The following is a 16,516-nucleotide window of genomic DNA, read 5'->3' as shown; positions in this document are numbered from 1 at the left end:
CACACACGGGAATCAGGCTCGCGCCACGGGCAGGACCAGTCGCAGGCACACGGGCTGCTCGCCCCCTGCCGTCAACAAGGCCACGCTGCCGCCCAGCCGCTCGGCGATGCGCCGCACCAGGTACAGCCCCAGCCCGGCGCCGGGCCGGTGCTGGGCGTTGCGGCCACGGTAATACCTTTCGAACAACTGGTCCTGGTCTGCCTGGGCAATGGGCTCGGAGGGATTCGAGACCTGGATCTCCAGACCCTCACCCTGCCTGGTCACGTCCAGGCGGACCGATTCGCCCTCGGGCGTGTGGCGGTCTGCATTGGCCAGCAGATTGCGCAGCGCGATGCGCAGCAGGCCGGCATCTGTGATCAATTGCTGCGTGCCACCGCCCAGGTGGCAGACGATGCGGCCGGGCGCAAAGTCCAGGCACAAGCCATCCACCAGCGCATGCAGGTCGCAGGGCTGCAGGCGTGGCTCGGCATGGGGCTGGGGGTCGGCCATGCGGTCGTCGGCCAGGCAGTCGTCCACCAGGGCCAGCAGGCGCTGGGCGGCTTCGCGGATGTTGCGGCTGCGTGCCAGCGTCTTGTCGGGCGGTGCCGCCAGATTGCGCGCCAGTTGCTGCGCACTGGTCAGGATGATGGCCAGCGGTGTGCGCAGTTCGTGCGAGACCATGGCGACAAAGTCGCGCTGCTCCTGGCGGACCCTGCGCTCCAGCACCAGCGCCTGGCTGAGTTCACTCTCGCGCAACTGGCGCTGCACAAGCTCGGCCTCCAGCAGCACCTGCTCCCGCTCTCGAACGCGGCGCCTGTGCTCGTATCCGCCGATGATCCAGCCGCTGAGCAGCAGCATGTGCGCCATGGTGCCCAGCGCGGACGCATGCGTGGACACCAGCGCGGTCAGCGCGTTCATGGGCAGCCAGCCCAGGTTGCGCAGAAAAGAGATCAGCACGCCGGCATAGAAGATGCCGAACGCCAGCATGAAGAACCGTGCCGGGGCATGGCCGCGCCGCCACAGCCAAAGGGCGAACGCGAGAAAGCCCAGGGTCAGCGGCAGGGTCATGGCCTGCACCGGGATCATGCCCGCCGCGTAGTGCCCCGACACCACCAGCAGCATGCAGCACAGGCTGAACAGCCACAGCAGCGGCACGATCTGGCGCACCAGCCGCGGATACAGCGACGCCAGGTCCAGCTGCCTGCAGGCCAGTTGCATGGAGATCGCCAGGGCAGCGGCGATGCCGCATCCCAGCAGGCGGTCGCTCCAGAACCCCGGCAGTCCCGTCAGTTGCTGCACCAGCCCCAGCGATACCACCTCATTGAGCACGCAGACGCTGAGATAGGCCAGGAACAGGCCGCTCAAGGGGGCCCGCGTGCCCAGCCAGAACACCAGTTGCACGCCGATCAACAGCAGGTACAGCCCGAAATACAGGCCGAACGAAAGGGCCTCGCGCCGCGTGTGGTTGTCGAACGCCAGTCGCTGCCACAGATCGATGCGGGTGACGAGCGCGTTGCGCGCGCGCAGGCGCACCAGCAACTCGTAAGACCCGGCGGCAGGGGGCTCGAACTGGAATGCCGGACTGCGGTAGTCCACCGGCCAGGCGTGGCGCGGCACTTCTTCGCCGCTGCGCCCCAGCAGCTGCCAGGGGCCACCGGATCTGCGCACGTGGACCTCCACCTCGTCCAGCAGGGCATTGCCCAGCAGCAGCATCCAGCTGCCGGGCTGCTCCACCTGCAGCGGCATGCGCAGCCAGACCGCCGCCTGCGTGAAGCTGGCGTTCAGGTGACCGGGCAGCGGCTGCCATCCGGGGGCGGCGTCGGCCTGCCCGGCGTCGAGCAGGCCAGCGGCGTCATCGAGCCGCTGCCACTGACCGGCGGTCTCCAGCATGGGCACATCGGGGTTCAGCAGGAGCGCCTGGGCCTGGGCCTGGGTCAGCAGCGGACACAGCAGCCAGGCCAGCAGCAGGAGGGTTGCACGGTAATATCGCATCGGAGGTCCACCACAGGGCCGCCAGCGTACACCAGCCTCCCGGCCTCGCCGCTCAGCCCCCTTCCCCCATGCTTGATGTGATCCTGCTCGAAGACGAGCCCGTGCTGCGCCATGAACTGGGTGAATTCCTGGAGGGCCTGGGCTACGCGCCGCAATGCGTTGCCAGCCTGCAGGAGTTCGACCGCCACTTCGACGCCCGGCGCCACCGCCTGGCCATCATCGACATCGGCCTGCCCGATGGCAGCGGCCTGGCCCTGATCCAGCGCCTGCGCCAGCAGGGTCAGCAACTGGGCATCATCGTGTTCAGCGCGCACAACACCAGCGCCAACCGCATCGACGGCCTGGAAAACGGAGCCGACCACTATCTGGGCAAAGGCTGTGATCTGGACGAGCTGGAGGCCACGCTGGCCGCGCTGGTGCGCCGCCTGGGCCTGCAGCAGCGCCAGGCGCGCTGGCTGTTGCAGCTGGGTCCGAGCCGCCTGCTGCCCCCATCGGCCCCGCCGGTGGCGCTCTCCCAGCAGGACCTGCTGGTGCTGCAGTGCCTCATGGGCCAGGCAGGCACCGAGGTGAGCCGCCGAAAGATCGTGCAGGCCCTGGGCGGCGACTACCTGGTCTACGACCAGCGCCGCCTGGACACCCAGATGCGCCGGCTGCGCCGCAAGGTGGAGGAGGCCAGCGGCCAGCAACTACCCGTCAAGACGCTGCGCAACAGCGGCTATTGCTTCTACCAGCCGGGCGAAGTGCAGGCCTGAGGGCGGGCTTGAAGGCGCCCGGCCTTGGGGACCCGCAGAGAAATCAGACGACCGAACGCACCCAGCGCACGATCTCGCCGGCCGGCAAAGCGCCGGAGACACGGGCGATCTCGCGTCCTTCCTTGAACACCACCATGGTCGGGATGCTGCGGATGTTCCAGGGCGCGGCAGCCTGGGGATGGGCTTCGGTATCGAGCTTGGCCAGCTGCACGCCGGGCGCCAGCGCCTGCGCCGCCTGCTCGAAGGCCGGCGCCATCATGCGGCAGGGGCCGCACCAGGGCGCCCAGAAATCGACCACCACCGGCGCCTGGCTGCGCCCCACATGCCTGGCAAAGCTTTGCGCATCCAGCGCCACGGGCTGACCGGTGACCAGCGGCTGGTGGCAGCTGCCGCAGTCAGGCGCGCTGCCGAGCTGGTCGGCCGCAATGCGGTTGGTGGTGTGGCAATGGGGGCAGACGAAATGCAGCTTGTCGGACATGGGCGGCCTCTTGTTCGGAAGTCAGGGGGCAATGCCTGCATATACGGGCGGCGCGCCCGTGCTTCAAGCCATGCTCAGACCAGCTTGGCGATCAGGGCGGCAATCACGCTGAGCAACACGGTGCTGGCAATGGGCAGAAAAATCACGCGGCCGAACAGGCGAAAGCGGAAGTCGCCCGGCAGGCGGCCCAGGCCTATGCGCTCCAGCCAGGCGTGCAGGCCATTGAACAGCAGCAGGGCCAGGAAGATGACGAGGAGCCAGCGGATCATGGCGCCGAGTGTACGGCGGCGGCGCGTCATGGGCGGGACACATGGGCGTCCTACATTGGGAAAGTCCCGTGGCGGGAGGCTTCGGGACCATTCGGGACACGCCCCCTTCTTCCATGGCTCCATGCCGCAACAAGACAACCCCACCATGCAACACACATCCAGGCGCCTTCTTCTCGCCCTCCTGCCTGCCGCCCTGCTGGCGGCCTGCGCCAGCGCTCCGGCCCCCACCACGGCAGCCGCAGCGTCGGGCGCCATCGACAACAGCGCCCTGCAGCGCAGCGATTTCCGCGCCCACCAGGCCACCTATGGCCTGGTCTACCGTCTGCCGGCCGATGCCACGGCCATCATGGACAGCCAGGTCACGCCCGTGGTGCACGAGCAGTTGCTGCGCCTGAAGCTGGTGGCCGAGGCCAACACCTTCAACCTGCCCCATGTCACCGTGGTGCATATCCACAGCGCCGACCCGTCCACGCCGCGCAAGATGCTGGCCGCCCTGCCGGCATTGCCGCCCGTGCTGCAGGACGTGCACCTGAAGAATTTCTACACCACCGAGGCCGCCAAGGGCGCCGGCAAGCCGTGGTGGCTGGACCTGGGCATCGTCAAGTCCGGCCCGGCCTACGAGGCCATGATGGACTTCAACACCCGCGCCACCGCCGCCATGGCACCGCTGCGCGACGGCCCGCTGCCACGCGTGACGGGGCCCGTCTATGCCCGCATGAACGATTCGGCCAAGGCCATGGTGCAAAGCGTGGGCGTCAGCGGCATCAACCAGGTGCAGGCAGGCAAGGAGGTGCGCAGCCACAACCCGCACAACACCCTGGTCTACAGCGAAGCCACCTTCACGCCCGAGACCGAGCGCGCCATGGGCGAGACGGCCGCGCGCCTGAACCGCATCCTGCCCGGCGGCTTCACGACCACGTTCGAGAACCTGTCCATCGTGGAGCTGGGTTTCTCGGGCAACGTCACGCGCGAGATCTACCGCATCAACCTCAAGGACCAGACGGCCTACGACGTGAGCAACGGCCGCAGCGTCCAGCGCTGAGACCGGGGAGGAGCTATGGCCGGCGGCTACAGGCGGTGCGTGCGGTCGCCGCGCACAAAGCCCATGGCGTCCCAGGGCTCCACGCCCTTGGCCAGGCCGATGACCTTGAACAGCTCGCCCATCTCGTGCTCCATCATCAGCTTGGTGGCCATGGCGCGCGGGCCCTGGGCCAGGGCGTCGAGCTTGGGTCCCAGGCCGCAGTTGATGAGGAAGTGGGCCTGCGAGGTATAGCCCAGCACCTCGAAGCCCGCCTCCTGCGCGGCCACGGCCGTGCCCGTGAAGTTCACGTGGGCGGTGATGTCCTTGAGGCCGACCTCGGCCAGCGGGTCGTCGTCCACCTTGTGCAGGCGGTGACAGACCAGGGTGCCCATGTGGCGCTGCGGGTGGAAGTACTCGGACTCGCCGAAGCCGTAGTCGATGAAGAAGGCAGCGCCCCGCGCCATGCGCTCGCCCAGCGTGCGGATGAAGGCCTCGCCCTGCAGATGGATCTCGGTCAGGTAGTCGTGCTCGCCCTCGATCTCCATGGGCGGGCGCAGCTGTGTGGGCCGGTCTTCCCAGCCCAGGCTGCCGTCCGGCTGCAGCACCACGCCGCGCTCGTGCCAGACACCTGCCTTGCGCACCAGCAACTGCACGGGCATGGCGTCCAGCACCTCGTTGCCGATGACCACGCCTTCGAGCCGTTCGGGCAAGGCATCGGCCCAGTGCACCAGTCCTTCGTACTTCACCAGCCTGAGCTGCTGGCGCGCACGCAGCGTGCCCGACAGATCGACGATGGTGTAGCGGTCAGGCCGCACGCCCAGGGCGGCCAGCTCGTCCAGCACCTGCAGCGCCAGCGCGCCCGTGCCGGCACCAAACTCCCAGACTTCGCGGGTATGCGTGCGCTGCAGCGCCTCGGCCACCTGGGCGGCCAGCAGCTGGCCGAAAACCGGGGACATCTCGGGCGCGGTCACGAAATCGCTGCCCGACGATGGCATCAGCCCGAACTTGGCGGTGTCATTGGCGTAGTAGCCCAGGCCCGGCTCGTACAGCGCCAGGGCCATGAAACGGTCGAAAGCCAGCCAGCCTCCAGAGGACGCAATCTCTTGCGCAACACGGGATTGCAGGGCGGCCGTTAAAATTGAGGGTTCTGTCGTCACGATCCGTACATTGTCCTCGAATGTCCACACCTGCCCGAACACGCACCGTTTTGGTGACCGGCGCGGCCCGCCGCCTGGGGCGCGACATCGCGCTCGCGCTTGCCAGCGCCGGCTGGCAAGTGGCCGTGCACTACCGCGACTCGCACGACGAGGCGCTGGAGACGGCCGCCGCCTGCGCTGAACTGGCCGGCGACAGCGCCGCCCTGGATGCCGATTTCTTCAACGAGGATTCGGTGCGCTCCCTGGTGCCGCGCGCCGTGGCGCACTTCGGCCACCTGGATGCCGTGGTCAACAATGCCTCGCTGTTCGAGCACGACGATGCAGGCAGCTTCAGCTACGTGGCCCTGGAAGCCCACCTGCGCAGCAACACCGGCGCGCCCATCCTGCTGGCCCAGGCGCTGCATGCCCATATCGAGGACCGCGTGGCGGCCGGCGAGGAGCATGCCAGCGGCGCCGTGATCAACATGCTGGACCAGAAGCTCTGGAACCAGAACCCCGATTTCCTCAGCTACACGCTGTCCAAGGCGGCTCTCGAGGCCGCCGGCACCATGCTGGCGCTGGCGCTGGCCCCCCGCGTGCGCGTTGTCGGCGTGGCCCCGGGCCTGACGCTGACCAGCCACATGCTGAGCCAGGAGCGCTTCGAGTCGCTGCACCGCCTCAGCCCGCTGGGCCGCTCGTCCAGCGCGGCCGACGTGGCCGCCACCGTGTGCTTTGCGCTGGACAACCAGTCCATCACCGGCACCACCTTGCTGGTCGATGGCGGCCAGCACCTGCAGCGCTTCGAGCGCGACTTTTCCATGATGTAGGCGCCCGCGCGCGCCACCCCAAACACTCCACGGCTTTTCCCCATGCACTCCGCCACCGGACAACAGATCCTGACGCTCACGGGTTTGCGCTTCGACGCCAACCTGGGCATCCTCGCCCACGAAAAACAGATGCCCCAGCCCATCCAGGTCGATGCCGAGCTGAGCCTGGGCACCCAACCGCTGGCGCCGCGCGACGACGACATCCTGCATGTGCTGGACTACCGCAAGGTGCGCCAGATCATCATCGATGAATGCACGGCCGAGCATGTGAACCTGCTGGAGAGCCTGATCGGCAAGCTGGCCCAGCGCCTGATGCAGCTGCCCGGCGTGATGGGCGTGCGCGTGAAAATCGCCAAGCTGGAAATCTTTGAAGACTGCGAAGTGGCCATTCGCATCGAAACCGGACAATGGTAGTTGTTTCATGCCCCCATATGGCGTGATGGCTGTCTGCCGCTGTGTGGGATAGCGACCAAAGACAGATGAATTTTCTTGCAGATCGATTTTTCAGAATCTTCCCAAATGGCAACCAATCAAATACCAAATAAAATGCCACCATGGATATGCTTACAGATTTCTTAAATGATTTTAATAACGTACTATCTGCCCTGAAAGCATGGTGGCCCGTACTTGCTGTTGCCACATTTCTTGAAATCCTAAAACCTGGGAAGAAATCGCATTGGCCCACCATTCTCTCCAATATTATTTACCTACCACTAGGCTTAGCCATCGGAGCTACGGCTCTCAGCTCCGTTATTCCATTTTTGGAAGCTTATATTCCAACAGATATACTCCAAGCCAGAAAATGGGCTCACACTCCAATCAGACAAATCCTGCTATGGATTGCATATATCGCATTTTTTGACTTCCTTTACTACTGGCTACATAGAGCACAGCACCAGATTCCATTTCTGTGGCGCTACCACATGGTGCATCACTCGGATGTCAACACCTCAGCTACCACAGTAGGACGCCATCACTGGCTTGAAGAGGGTTTTCGATTTTTCATCATCACTGCTCCGCTGATATTCCTGATGGGAGGTACCAAGAATATGCCATTGTGGGTCGCCATATTAATGTCACTCAATGGAATATTCATGCACTGGAATGTATCTTTCAGATTCGGAATACTGGAAAAAATCATTATCACACCTGCATACCACAGAATCCACCACTCGATTGAAGAGCATCACTACGATAGAAATTTTGGCGTCTTCACTCAGATGTGGGATCGTATTTTCCTCACACGCCACCTTCCTAGCCCAGAAGAGTTTCCAGTCACCGGAATTTCCGGCCTATCCCACATCCGTAGCTGGGCGTTGCTGCTTCCATGGCCCATAGTTCTTAGTGAGCGAAAATCTATTCCTCGAGAAGCAGCAAAACCTCATGAAGCGATTGACTAAAGGATACCCACCATGTTCAATAATCCAGATTTTTCTGACATCGCTACCTGCGATTTAGAGGAACCCAAGAACAGCATCAAGATCGAGCGCGAGCAGGTCAAGCTGGAAAAGCGCCTGTGCCGCGAGGTGGGCCGCGCCATCACCGACTTCAACATGATCGAGGAAGGCGACAAGATCATGGTCTGCATGTCGGGCGGCAAGGACAGCTACACGATGCTGGACGTGCTGCGCAAGCTGCAAAAGCGCGCGCCCGTGAAGTTCGAGCTGGTGGCCGTGAACCTCGACCAGAAGCAGCCCGGTTTTCCCGACCATGTGCTGCCCGAGTACTTCAAGAGCATCGGCGTGGACTACCACATCGAAACGCAGGACACCTACAGCGTGGTCAAGCGCGTGGTGCCCGAGGGCAAGACCACCTGCGGCCTGTGCTCGCGCCTGCGCCGCGCCATCCTGTACAAGGTGGCCGACGAGCTGGGCTGCACCAAGGTGGCCCTGGGCCACCACCGCGACGACATCGTGCAGACGCTGATGCTCAACATGTTCTACGGCGGCCGCATGAAGGGCATGCCCCCGAAGCTGGTCTCGGACGACGGCAAGCATGTGGTGATCCGTCCGCTGTGCTACGTGCCCGAGAAGGACACCGTGCGCTGGGCCCAGTACCAGAACTTCCCCATCATCCCCTGCAACCTCTGCGGCAGCCAGGACGGCCTGCAGCGCGTGGCCGTGGGCGAGCTGCTGCGCGAGTGGGACAAGAAATTCCCGGGCCGCGTGGAAAGCATGTTCCGCGCCATGGGCCACATCGTGACCACGCACATGATGGACCCCGAGCTGCACGATTTCAAGAACGCCAAGGCCACCGGCATTGCCGACCCCAACGGCGACATGGCCTTCGACCATGAAGAGATGCCCGTCTCCGCATCACTGCCCGGCCTGCAGGTGGTACAACTGTCGTCCTGACGGCTGAACCTATAACAATCGCCCCACTCCAACCAAGGCCCGTGCAAACGGGCCTTTTTTCGACCAAGGAGTACACCATGAAGCTGCGCTGCATCCATGTCCTGGCCATCGTGGCCACGGCCTTGCTTACGGGCTGCGCCAGCGTGCGCGAAGTCCAGAGCACCGTCCAGAGCTATTCCACGCTGGGCGCCCTGCCCGCGCCGCCCACCTACCGCCTGGAAGTGCTGCCCTCGCAACGCGAGGCGCAGACGCACTTCGCGGCCATCGAATCCCAGGCCCAGCAGGCCCTGGGCCGCGTGGGCCTGCAGCGCGACGACTCCCGGGCCAGCCTGATCGTGCAGATCGGTGCCGACGCACGCTATGCGCGCGACTACGCCGCCTGGCCCTACTACGACCGCTGGGGCGGCCCGCGCTGGGGTTGGGGCGTGGGCTACGGGCGCGGCTGGGGCATGGGCTTTGGCGGCAGCTTCATGTTCGACGGCCCGCCGCTGGAGTACTACCGCGCCGTCAGCATCGTGATGCGCAACGCCACCACGCAGCAGATCGTCTACGAGACCTCGGCCCAGCGCCAGGATGTGTGGACCGATGACCCGGCCATCTTCGGCATCCTGTTCGACGCCGCCCTGACCGGCTTCCCCAACCCGCCCAAGGGCTCGCGCGTGGTGCGCACCACCATCGGACCGGTGCAGCAGGATGGCGCGCCGGCGCAGCCGCCGGCCCAGGCGGCACCTGCGGCGCAGGCAACACCGGCCACGCCAGCACCCGCCCGGTAAGCCATCGCGCACCCAAAGCAAAGGCCTGCATCCGCAGGCCTTTTTTGGGTCCATCGCTGTCATTCGTTCCTGGGAACATGAGAACGCTGTAGGTCATGTGGACAGCGCCTTGCAGCACTGGTAACTCATAAGTTACCATCCAGTCCATGCGAATCCAGCTCCAGGAGTACATCCGCGAAGACGGCAGCAGCGCGTACCAGACATGGTTCAACGGGCTGGATGGCCAGGCGGCCGCCAAGGTGGCCGTCGCCATGGCCCGCATGGAGTTGGGCAACACCTCCAATATCGAATGGTTCCGGGGTATTGGCGAATACAAGATCGACTGGGGCCCGGGCTACCGCATCTATCTCGCCAAGGACGGGGAAAGATTGATCATCCTGTTCGGGGGCAGCACGAAAAAGGGCCAGCAGAAGGCCATCGACGAAGCCGTGGCCCTGCACAGCGAATACAAGGCTCGCAAGAAGCAACGCCCCTCGGACAATGCCAAAAAAGGAACGAAGGCATGACGCTCACCCGCGATTTCAAACAAACGGTCATTCAGCGCATTGAGCGCGACCCTGCTTTCGCACAGGCGCTGCTTGATGAGGCGGCCACTCTTTTTCTGAGCGGTGAGCCAGAAACGGCACGCCTCGTCCTGCGCGATCTCGTCAACGCAACGGTGGGATTCGAGACGCTGGCAGACCTCACGCACAAACCGAGCAAGAGCCTGCACCGCATGCTATCGCCGAAAGGCAACCCCAGCATGGACAATCTTGCCGCGATCTTTGCCGCCATCAAGAACTGGCTTCAGGTCCGGTTCGACGTGCGGGTCGTTGCCGCGACCTGAACGCCAGGCCATGGCAGTGCACTTGCCTCAGTGCACATGCTCCATATCAGGCACGGCAGCCATCAGCGCGCGCGTGTATGCATGCTGCGGTGCATCGAGCACGGCGCCGGCCTCGCCGGTCTCGACCAAGCGGCCGCGCTGCATGACGCCGATGTCGTCGCACATGTGGCGGATCACAGCCAGGTTGTGGCTGATCAGCAGATAGGTCAGGCCGAACTCCTCCTGCAGGTCGCGCATGAGGTTGAGCACCTGGGCCTGGACCGAGACGTCCAGCGCCGAGGTGGGCTCGTCGCAGATGATGAATTCGGGCCGGCTGGCCAGGGCGCGCGCGATGGCGATGCGCTGGCGCTGCCCGCCCGAGAACTGGTGCGGGTACTTGCGCGCATCGTCGGGCTTCATGCGCACGCGGCGCAGCGCCTCCTGCACGCGCTCGGCCGTCTCGTCCTTGCCGGCCGTCAGGGCCAGCACCTGCAGGGGCTCGGCAATCAGTTCCTGCACGGTCCAGCGCGGGTTCAGGCTGGCATACGGGTCCTGGAAGATCATCTGGAAGCGCCGGCGCATGGCCACGGTCTGGGCGGCCGGGCTCCACTTGTCCACGCCGTCGAACAGCACGGTGCCGCTGGTCGGGGGCGTCAGCCCGGCCACCATGCGCGCCACCGTGGATTTGCCCGAGCCGGACTCGCCGACCAGGCCGAAGGTGGAGCCCCTGCGGATCGAAAAGCCGACGCCGTCCACGGCCTTGAGGATTTTTTTGTCCTCGCGCGCCAGCAGACGGGCCAGCCAGCCGCTGGACAGGTCGAACTCCTTGCACAGATCCCTGACCTCCAGCAGGGCAGCCGCGGGCTCCTGCGCTCCGGCCCTGGGCTGCCAGGGCACGGCGGGCGCGGCCGGGCCGCCGCCCACCTCGGGCACGGGCAGGCGCTGCACGCGGTGGTGCACGCTGGGAATGGCGCCCATCAGCACCTGGGTGTAGGGCTGCTGCGGTGCGTCCAGCACCTGGCGCACGGGGCCGGTTTCCAGCACGCGGCCCTGGTACATGACCATGACGCGGTCGGCCGTCTCGGCGATCACGCCCATATCGTGCGTGATCAGCATGGCGGCCGCGCCGCGCTCCTTGCACACACGGCGCAGCAGGGCAATGATCTGCGCCTGCACGGACACGTCCAGCGCCGTGGTGGGCTCGTCGGCAATGATGAGCTCGGGCTCGGCGCACAGCGCCAGGGCGATGGCCACGCGCTGGCGCATGCCGCCCGAGAACTGGTGCGGATACTGGGCCATGCGCTCGCGCGCCTGCGGGATCTCCACCTCTTCGAGCAGGGCCAGCGCGCGGGCTTCGGCCTCCTTCTCGGAGACGGGCAGATGCGTGCGGATGGTCTCCACCAGGTGCCAGCCCACGGTGTAGACCGGGTTCAGGCTGGTCAGCGGGTCCTGGAAGATGGAGCCTATGCGCCGGCCGCGTATGCGCCGCAGGTCCTCGCCGCGCAGCGTGTCGATGCGCTCGCCGCGCAGCTGCACCGTGCCGGCCGAGATGCGGCCCGGCGGCTCGATCAGGCCGATCACGGCGGCGCCCGTCATGGACTTGCCCGCGCCCGACTCGCCCACCACGCCCAGGATCTCGCCGGGCGCGATGTCGAAGCTCACATCGTCCAGCACCTGCACGGGGCCCTTGTAGGTGTCGAAGGTGACGGACAGGCCGCGAACGCTCAGCACCGCAGGCTGTGCAGGGGGCTGCCCGGATTCTTGTGTCGTGCTCATTGCAGCTTGGGGTTCAGTGCGTCGCGCAGCCAGTCGCCGACGAGGTTGACGGACAGCGCCAGCGCCAGCAGCACCAGCGAGGGGAACAGCAATATCCACCACTCGCCCGAGAACAGGAAGCCCTGGCCGATGCGGATCAGCGTGCCCAGCGAAGGCTGGGTGGGCGGCAGGCCCACGCCCAGGTAGGACAGCGTGGACTCGGCCACGATGGCATGCGCGAAGCTGATGGTGGCGATCACCAGGATGGGCGCCAGCAGGTTGGGCAGGATGTGGCGCACCAGGATGGCCACGCGGCTGCGGCCAATGAGCTGGGCGGCCAGCACGTAGTCCTTGTGCTTTTCCACCATCACCGCGCCGCGCACGGTGCGTGCGTACTGCACCCAGTCGGACAGGCCGATGGCCACGATGATCACGAAGACCGCCATGTCGTCGCGGTAGCCCTCGGGCAGCAGGCCGCGTGCGATGCCGAAGACCAGCAGCGCCACCAGGATCACGGGAAAGGTCAGCTGCACATCGGCGATGCGCATCATCAGCGTGTCGAACCAGCCGCCCGCATAGCCGCAGACCAGGCCCAGCGGCACACCGATCAGCAGGGACAGCCCCACGGCCGACACGCCCACCAGCACCGACATGCGCAGCCCGTAGAGGATGGCGCTCCACACATCGCGGCCCTGGTCGTCCGAGCCCAGCGCGTACAGCGTGCCGCTGGTGCCCGCCTGGCCCGGCGGCGTGAAGGCGTCCATCAGGTCCAGATTGGCCGGATCGAAGGGGTTCTGCCAGGCCAGCCAGGGCGACAGCAGCGTGGCCGCCACGATCAGCGCCAGCACCAGCGCCGCCGCCTGCACCAGGCGCGAGCGTGCAAAGGCGCGCTTGACCGGCGAGTCGCTGGCGCGCCAGCCCGTGGGAGGGATTGCTTGTTTGGCGGAATCGGTCATCGGTTTCTCAAGCGGGGATCCACGATCACGTACAGGAAATCGACGAGCAGGTTGATGCCCACGTACAGCAGCGCGATGAACATCAGGTAGGCGGCGATCAGCGGCACGTCCACGCCCTGGATGGAGGAGATGAACAGCAGGCCCACGCCGGGCCACTGGAACACGGTCTCGGTGACGATGGCAAAGGCGATCAGCGAGCCGATCTGCAGGCCCGCGATGGTGATCACGGGAATCAGGGTATTGCGCAGCGCATGGCCGAAGTACAGGTCGCGCTCGCGCAGCCCGCGCGCACGGCCGAAGCGCATGTAGTCGGCGCGCAGCACCTCCAGCATCTCGGCGCGCACCAGGCGCATGATCAGCGTCATGTTGTAGAAGCCCAGCGTGATGGCCGGCAGGATCAGCGCCGACCAGCCCGAGGCCGTCAGCAGCCCGGTCTCCCAGCCGCCCAGCTTCACCGTCTCGCCGCGCCCGAAGGACGGCAGCCAGCGCAGCTCCACGGCAAACAGGTAGATCAGGGCGATGCCGATCAGGAAGGTGGGCAGGGACACGCCCACCAGCGACACCGTCATGATCGAGCGGCTCAGCCAGCCCTCGCGCCGTATGGCCGTGTACACGCCCAGCGCCACGCCGATGACCAGGGCGAACAGAGCCGCCGTCATCGCCAGCTCCAGCGTGGCGGGCAGGCGCTCGGCAATGATCTCGGTCACGGGGCGCTTGAGCCGGTAGGAGATGCCCAGGTCGCCCTGCAGCACCTTGCCCACGTAGCCCAGGTACTGCAGGGGCACGGGCTTGTTGAAGCCCAGGCTTTCCGTCAGCGCCTCGCGCTCGGCAACCGTCGCGTCCTCGCCCAGCAGGCTGATCGTGGGATCGCCGATATGGCGGAACACCATGAACGAGACAAAGGAAACGGCCAGCAGGACCAGGGCGGACTGGCCCAGCCGGCGCAGCAGATGGACCAGCATCGGCGCTTACTTCTTCTCGAACTTGACGAACTTGAAGTGCAGCGCGTTGTCCGGGTGCACGGGCACATTGATCCGGGGCACGGACGCGAAGTGGATCACCTGGTCATGCAGCGCAATGTAGAAGCGCTCCTTTTGCACGGTCTCCCAGATGCTCTTGATGGTGGCATCGCGCTTTGCCTTGTCGCTCTCCGAGGACAGGGACAGGATCTTGGCATCCACATCGGCATTGCTGTAGTGCGTCGCGTTCTGCGCGCCACGGCTATCCTTGCCGCGCGTGTGCACCAGGAAGTCGAAGATGTAGGCCGAGTCATAGGTGGGCACGCCCCAGCCGTACAGGTAGAAGTCGCTGTCCGCCTTGGTCAGCGACACGCTGTGCATGGCAATCGGCCGGGCCGAGACTTCGGTCTTGATGCCGATGCGGCCCAGGAAGCCCGCCACCGCCGTGGCAATGGCCTCGTCGTTCACATAGCGGTCATTGGGCGTATTCAGCGTGATGGTGAAGCCGTTGGGGTAGCCCGCCTCGGCCAGCAGCTGCTTGGCCTTGGCGGCATCCGCCTTGGGATAGGCCGCGAAGGCCTTGTCATAGCCATTGACGAACGACGGCGCGATCACGCCCGTGGGAATCGACAGGCCGCGCATCACCGAGCGCTTGATCGCATCGCGGTCGATGGCCAGCTCGATGGCCTGGCGCACCTTGGGATCGGCCAGCGGATTCTTGCCCTTGACGTTGCTGCTCTTGAGCTCTGCCGCACCCACGTTCAGCCCCAGGAAGATGGAGCGGTTCTCGGGGCCTTCATTGATGCGCAGGCGCTTGTCCTGCTTCAGGCGCGCCACGTCCTGCGCGGGAATGTCCTGGGCGAAGTCCACCTCGCCCGACAGCAGGGCCGCCACGCGCGTGGCCGGGGACTTGATGGGCAGGTAGATCAGCTCGGTCACCTGCAGCGGGAACTGGCCCTTGCCCCAGTAGTCGGGATTGAGCTTCATCACCGTCTTCGAATCGACCTCGCGGCTGGCCAGCACATAGGCGCCCGTGCCGTTGGCCGCGCGCGTGGCGCCGTTCTCGGTCTTGCTGGCCGTGTCCTGCGTGGTCTCGGCGCCGTTGGCCTTGGACCACTTCTCGCTCATGATGAAGAGGTTGGTCAGGTTGTCGGGGAAGATCAGGTTCGGCCCCTTGGTCTTCACCTGCACCGTGAGATCGTCCACGGCCTTGGCCTCCTCCATCGAGGACAGCAGGGACTTGACCTGGGCGTTCTCGCCCTTGGCGCGGTTCAGCGAGAAGACCACGTCGCGCGCCGTGAACGGCGTGCCGTCATGGAACTTGACGTTGGGACGCAGCTTGAACTCCCAGACCGACGGGTCGGAGGTCATCTTCCACGAGGTGGCCAGCGTGGGCACCAGCTTGCCGTCGGCCGAGCGGATGACCAGGGTTTCGTAGATCTGGTGCAGCAGCACGAAATTGGTGCCCACGTTGAAGGCATGCGGGTCCAGCGAAGTCGGATCGGAGCCGCGCGCCCAGCGCACGGTCTCGGCCTGGGCCAGCGCGGCCGAGGTCAACAGGCCTGCGGCCAGCAAAGAACTGCCCAGAATCTTCATGATCATTTGTCTGCTCCCCTGTGGATTGATTGGAATGGCGGCGGTCATGCGACGCAGCAGCCCGGATGCCGCAAGAAGCGGGCCATATAGGTGCGCCCCACTGTAAATAACTTTTACAGCTTGTTGAATTGATTTTTATACTTAAAAGCCATTTCCAAATAACAAGACCGCCGCCTGCGGCCCGCCATTGGCGTGCGGCCATCATGGACAGGCCAACGGCTTTGACAGCTAGTGAAAACGCGAAAGACCGCCACGGCCTGCTCTGGCAAAGGTTTGCAATCGGGCACAGGTCTGCGCCGCACGGCGTGCTAATTTCAGGCCCTGTATCGAGCCTGCGGGTTGCCGCGGAAAGGAAGCATCCATGAAGACATCCATTGCCAGCGCACTGCTGTGCGCCATGCTGGGCCTGGGCGCCCTGCCTGCCCAGGCGTCGGGCCTGGGCGACTCGCTGCGCCAGGCCTCGGGCCTTGGCGGTGACAAGGCCGCCGCCAGCAGCGAAGGCTCCGGCCTCGGCGGCATGCTGGGTGCGGGGGCAGGCGGTGCGGGCGCGCTGTCCGCCCTGGGCCTGAGCCCCTCGGCCACGGCCGGCAATGCGGCAGGCGTCATCTCCTACTGCATGAAAAACAACTACCTCAATGCCGACAAGGCGGCCCAGGTCAAGGACCAGTTGCTGGGCAAGCTGGGCATGCAAAAGCAGGAAGAGCCCAAGGACACGGGATTCCAGAACGGCCTGGGCGGCCTGGTCACCGGCTCCAACGGCAAGAGCTTCAGCATCGACAAGCTCAAGGGCGACCTCAAGGAGAAGGCCTGCGACTTCGTGCTGAACAACGCTAAATCGCTGATCTGACCCCCTGAGCGGCTGCG

General features: G+C 65.5%; 18 protein-coding genes. 10 read left to right on the top strand and 8 right to left on the bottom strand.

The window, feature by feature from the left end:
• Positions 1-12 precede the first annotated feature (12 nt).
• On the bottom strand, positions 13-1,971 hold the full coding sequence (locus DACI_RS06355; RefSeq protein ID WP_012203186.1) for a sensor histidine kinase: 1,959 nt from the start codon (positions 1,969-1,971) through the stop codon (positions 13-15).
• 68 nt (positions 1,972-2,039) lie between these two features.
• On the opposite strand from DACI_RS06355, the gene DACI_RS06350 reads away from it, so the two are divergent.
• The gene (locus tag DACI_RS06350) at positions 2,040-2,723 is read left to right on the top strand and encodes a response regulator transcription factor (protein ID WP_012203185.1); all 684 of its coding nucleotides are present in this window, start codon (positions 2,040-2,042) and stop codon (positions 2,721-2,723) included.
• 43 nt (positions 2,724-2,766) lie between these two features.
• On the opposite strand, the gene trxC is transcribed toward DACI_RS06350, so the two are convergent.
• Both trxC and DACI_RS06340 read right to left on the bottom strand, forming a co-directional pair.
• Positions 2,767-3,201 (bottom strand): thioredoxin TrxC, encoded by a 435-nt coding sequence (gene trxC / locus DACI_RS06345; RefSeq protein WP_012203184.1) that lies wholly within the window; start codon positions 3,199-3,201, stop codon positions 2,767-2,769.
• 74 nt (positions 3,202-3,275) lie between these two features.
• Positions 3,276-3,470 (bottom strand): DUF2905 domain-containing protein, encoded by a 195-nt coding sequence (locus DACI_RS06340; protein ID WP_012203183.1) that lies wholly within the window; start codon positions 3,468-3,470, stop codon positions 3,276-3,278.
• Positions 3,471-3,615: 145 nt separating this feature from the next.
• On the opposite strand from DACI_RS06340, the gene DACI_RS06335 reads away from it, so the two are divergent.
• Entirely contained in the window at positions 3,616-4,512 is an 897-nt protein-coding gene (locus DACI_RS06335; RefSeq protein WP_043783208.1) for a hypothetical protein, read from the top strand.
• Positions 4,513-4,538: 26 nt separating this feature from the next.
• Here DACI_RS06335 and DACI_RS06330 read toward each other — a convergent pair whose 3' ends face one another.
• A complete protein-coding gene (locus tag DACI_RS06330) occupies positions 4,539-5,552 on the bottom strand; it encodes a class I SAM-dependent methyltransferase (protein WP_012203181.1) in 1,014 nt (337 codons plus the stop codon).
• A gap of 116 nt (positions 5,553-5,668) precedes the next feature.
• Between DACI_RS06330 and DACI_RS06325 the strand changes: the two genes are divergently transcribed.
• From DACI_RS06325 to DACI_RS06300, 7 genes are all read left to right on the top strand, one after another.
• A complete protein-coding gene (locus DACI_RS06325) occupies positions 5,669-6,454 on the top strand; it encodes an SDR family oxidoreductase (protein ID WP_012203180.1) in 786 nt (261 codons plus the stop codon).
• Positions 6,455-6,496: 42 nt separating this feature from the next.
• The gene (locus DACI_RS06320) at positions 6,497-6,868 is read left to right on the top strand and encodes a dihydroneopterin aldolase (RefSeq protein WP_012203179.1); all 372 of its coding nucleotides are present in this window, start codon (positions 6,497-6,499) and stop codon (positions 6,866-6,868) included.
• A gap of 140 nt (positions 6,869-7,008) precedes the next feature.
• Positions 7,009-7,854, top strand: a complete 846-nt coding sequence (locus tag DACI_RS30965) for a sterol desaturase family protein (protein ID WP_012203178.1) — start codon at positions 7,009-7,011, stop codon at positions 7,852-7,854.
• Between the two features lie 12 nt (positions 7,855-7,866).
• The gene (gene ttcA / locus DACI_RS06315; protein ID WP_012203177.1) at positions 7,867-8,808 is read left to right on the top strand and encodes a tRNA 2-thiocytidine(32) synthetase TtcA; all 942 of its coding nucleotides are present in this window, start codon (positions 7,867-7,869) and stop codon (positions 8,806-8,808) included.
• A 77-nt stretch (positions 8,809-8,885) separates the two neighbouring features.
• Positions 8,886-9,581, top strand: coding sequence for a DUF4136 domain-containing protein (locus DACI_RS06310; protein WP_012203176.1), 696 nt, complete (start codon positions 8,886-8,888; stop codon positions 9,579-9,581).
• A 146-nt stretch (positions 9,582-9,727) separates the two neighbouring features.
• Positions 9,728-10,087, top strand: coding sequence for a type II toxin-antitoxin system RelE/ParE family toxin (locus DACI_RS06305; protein ID WP_012203175.1), 360 nt, complete (start codon positions 9,728-9,730; stop codon positions 10,085-10,087).
• A complete protein-coding gene (locus DACI_RS06300) occupies positions 10,084-10,407 on the top strand; it encodes a helix-turn-helix domain-containing transcriptional regulator (protein ID WP_012203174.1) in 324 nt (107 codons plus the stop codon). Before DACI_RS06305 ends, DACI_RS06300 begins: the two co-directional genes overlap by 4 nt.
• A gap of 27 nt (positions 10,408-10,434) precedes the next feature.
• On the opposite strand, the gene DACI_RS06295 is transcribed toward DACI_RS06300, so the two are convergent.
• The 4 genes from DACI_RS06295 to DACI_RS06280 are packed head-to-tail and all read right to left on the bottom strand — an operon-like array spanning position 10,435 to position 15,658.
• The gene (locus DACI_RS06295) at positions 10,435-12,162 is read right to left on the bottom strand and encodes a dipeptide ABC transporter ATP-binding protein (protein WP_012203173.1); all 1,728 of its coding nucleotides are present in this window, start codon (positions 12,160-12,162) and stop codon (positions 10,435-10,437) included.
• Positions 12,159-13,097: an ABC transporter permease gene (locus tag DACI_RS06290; protein WP_012203172.1), complete on the bottom strand. Its 939-nt coding sequence runs from the start codon at positions 13,095-13,097 to the stop codon at positions 12,159-12,161. The genes DACI_RS06295 and DACI_RS06290 overlap by 4 nt, the downstream gene beginning before the upstream one ends.
• Positions 13,094-14,059, bottom strand: coding sequence for an ABC transporter permease (locus DACI_RS06285; protein WP_012203171.1), 966 nt, complete (start codon positions 14,057-14,059; stop codon positions 13,094-13,096). Before DACI_RS06285 ends, DACI_RS06290 begins: the two co-directional genes overlap by 4 nt.
• 6 nt (positions 14,060-14,065) lie before the next feature.
• Positions 14,066-15,658 (bottom strand): ABC transporter substrate-binding protein, encoded by a 1,593-nt coding sequence (locus tag DACI_RS06280; RefSeq protein WP_012203170.1) that lies wholly within the window; start codon positions 15,656-15,658, stop codon positions 14,066-14,068.
• A 355-nt stretch (positions 15,659-16,013) separates the two neighbouring features.
• Between DACI_RS06280 and DACI_RS06275 the strand changes: the two genes are divergently transcribed.
• Positions 16,014-16,499: a DUF2501 domain-containing protein gene (locus DACI_RS06275; RefSeq protein ID WP_012203169.1), complete on the top strand. Its 486-nt coding sequence runs from the start codon at positions 16,014-16,016 to the stop codon at positions 16,497-16,499.
• Positions 16,500-16,516: the final 17 nt, after the last annotated feature.

Origin of the sequence: Delftia acidovorans SPH-1 (assembly GCF_000018665.1) — a bacterium.
GTDB classification, from domain to species: Bacteria; Pseudomonadota; Gammaproteobacteria; order Burkholderiales; family Burkholderiaceae_C; genus Comamonas; species Comamonas acidovorans.
The sequence above is the reverse complement of the archived record's forward strand: the minus strand, read 5'-3'. Positions and strand labels throughout refer to the sequence as shown.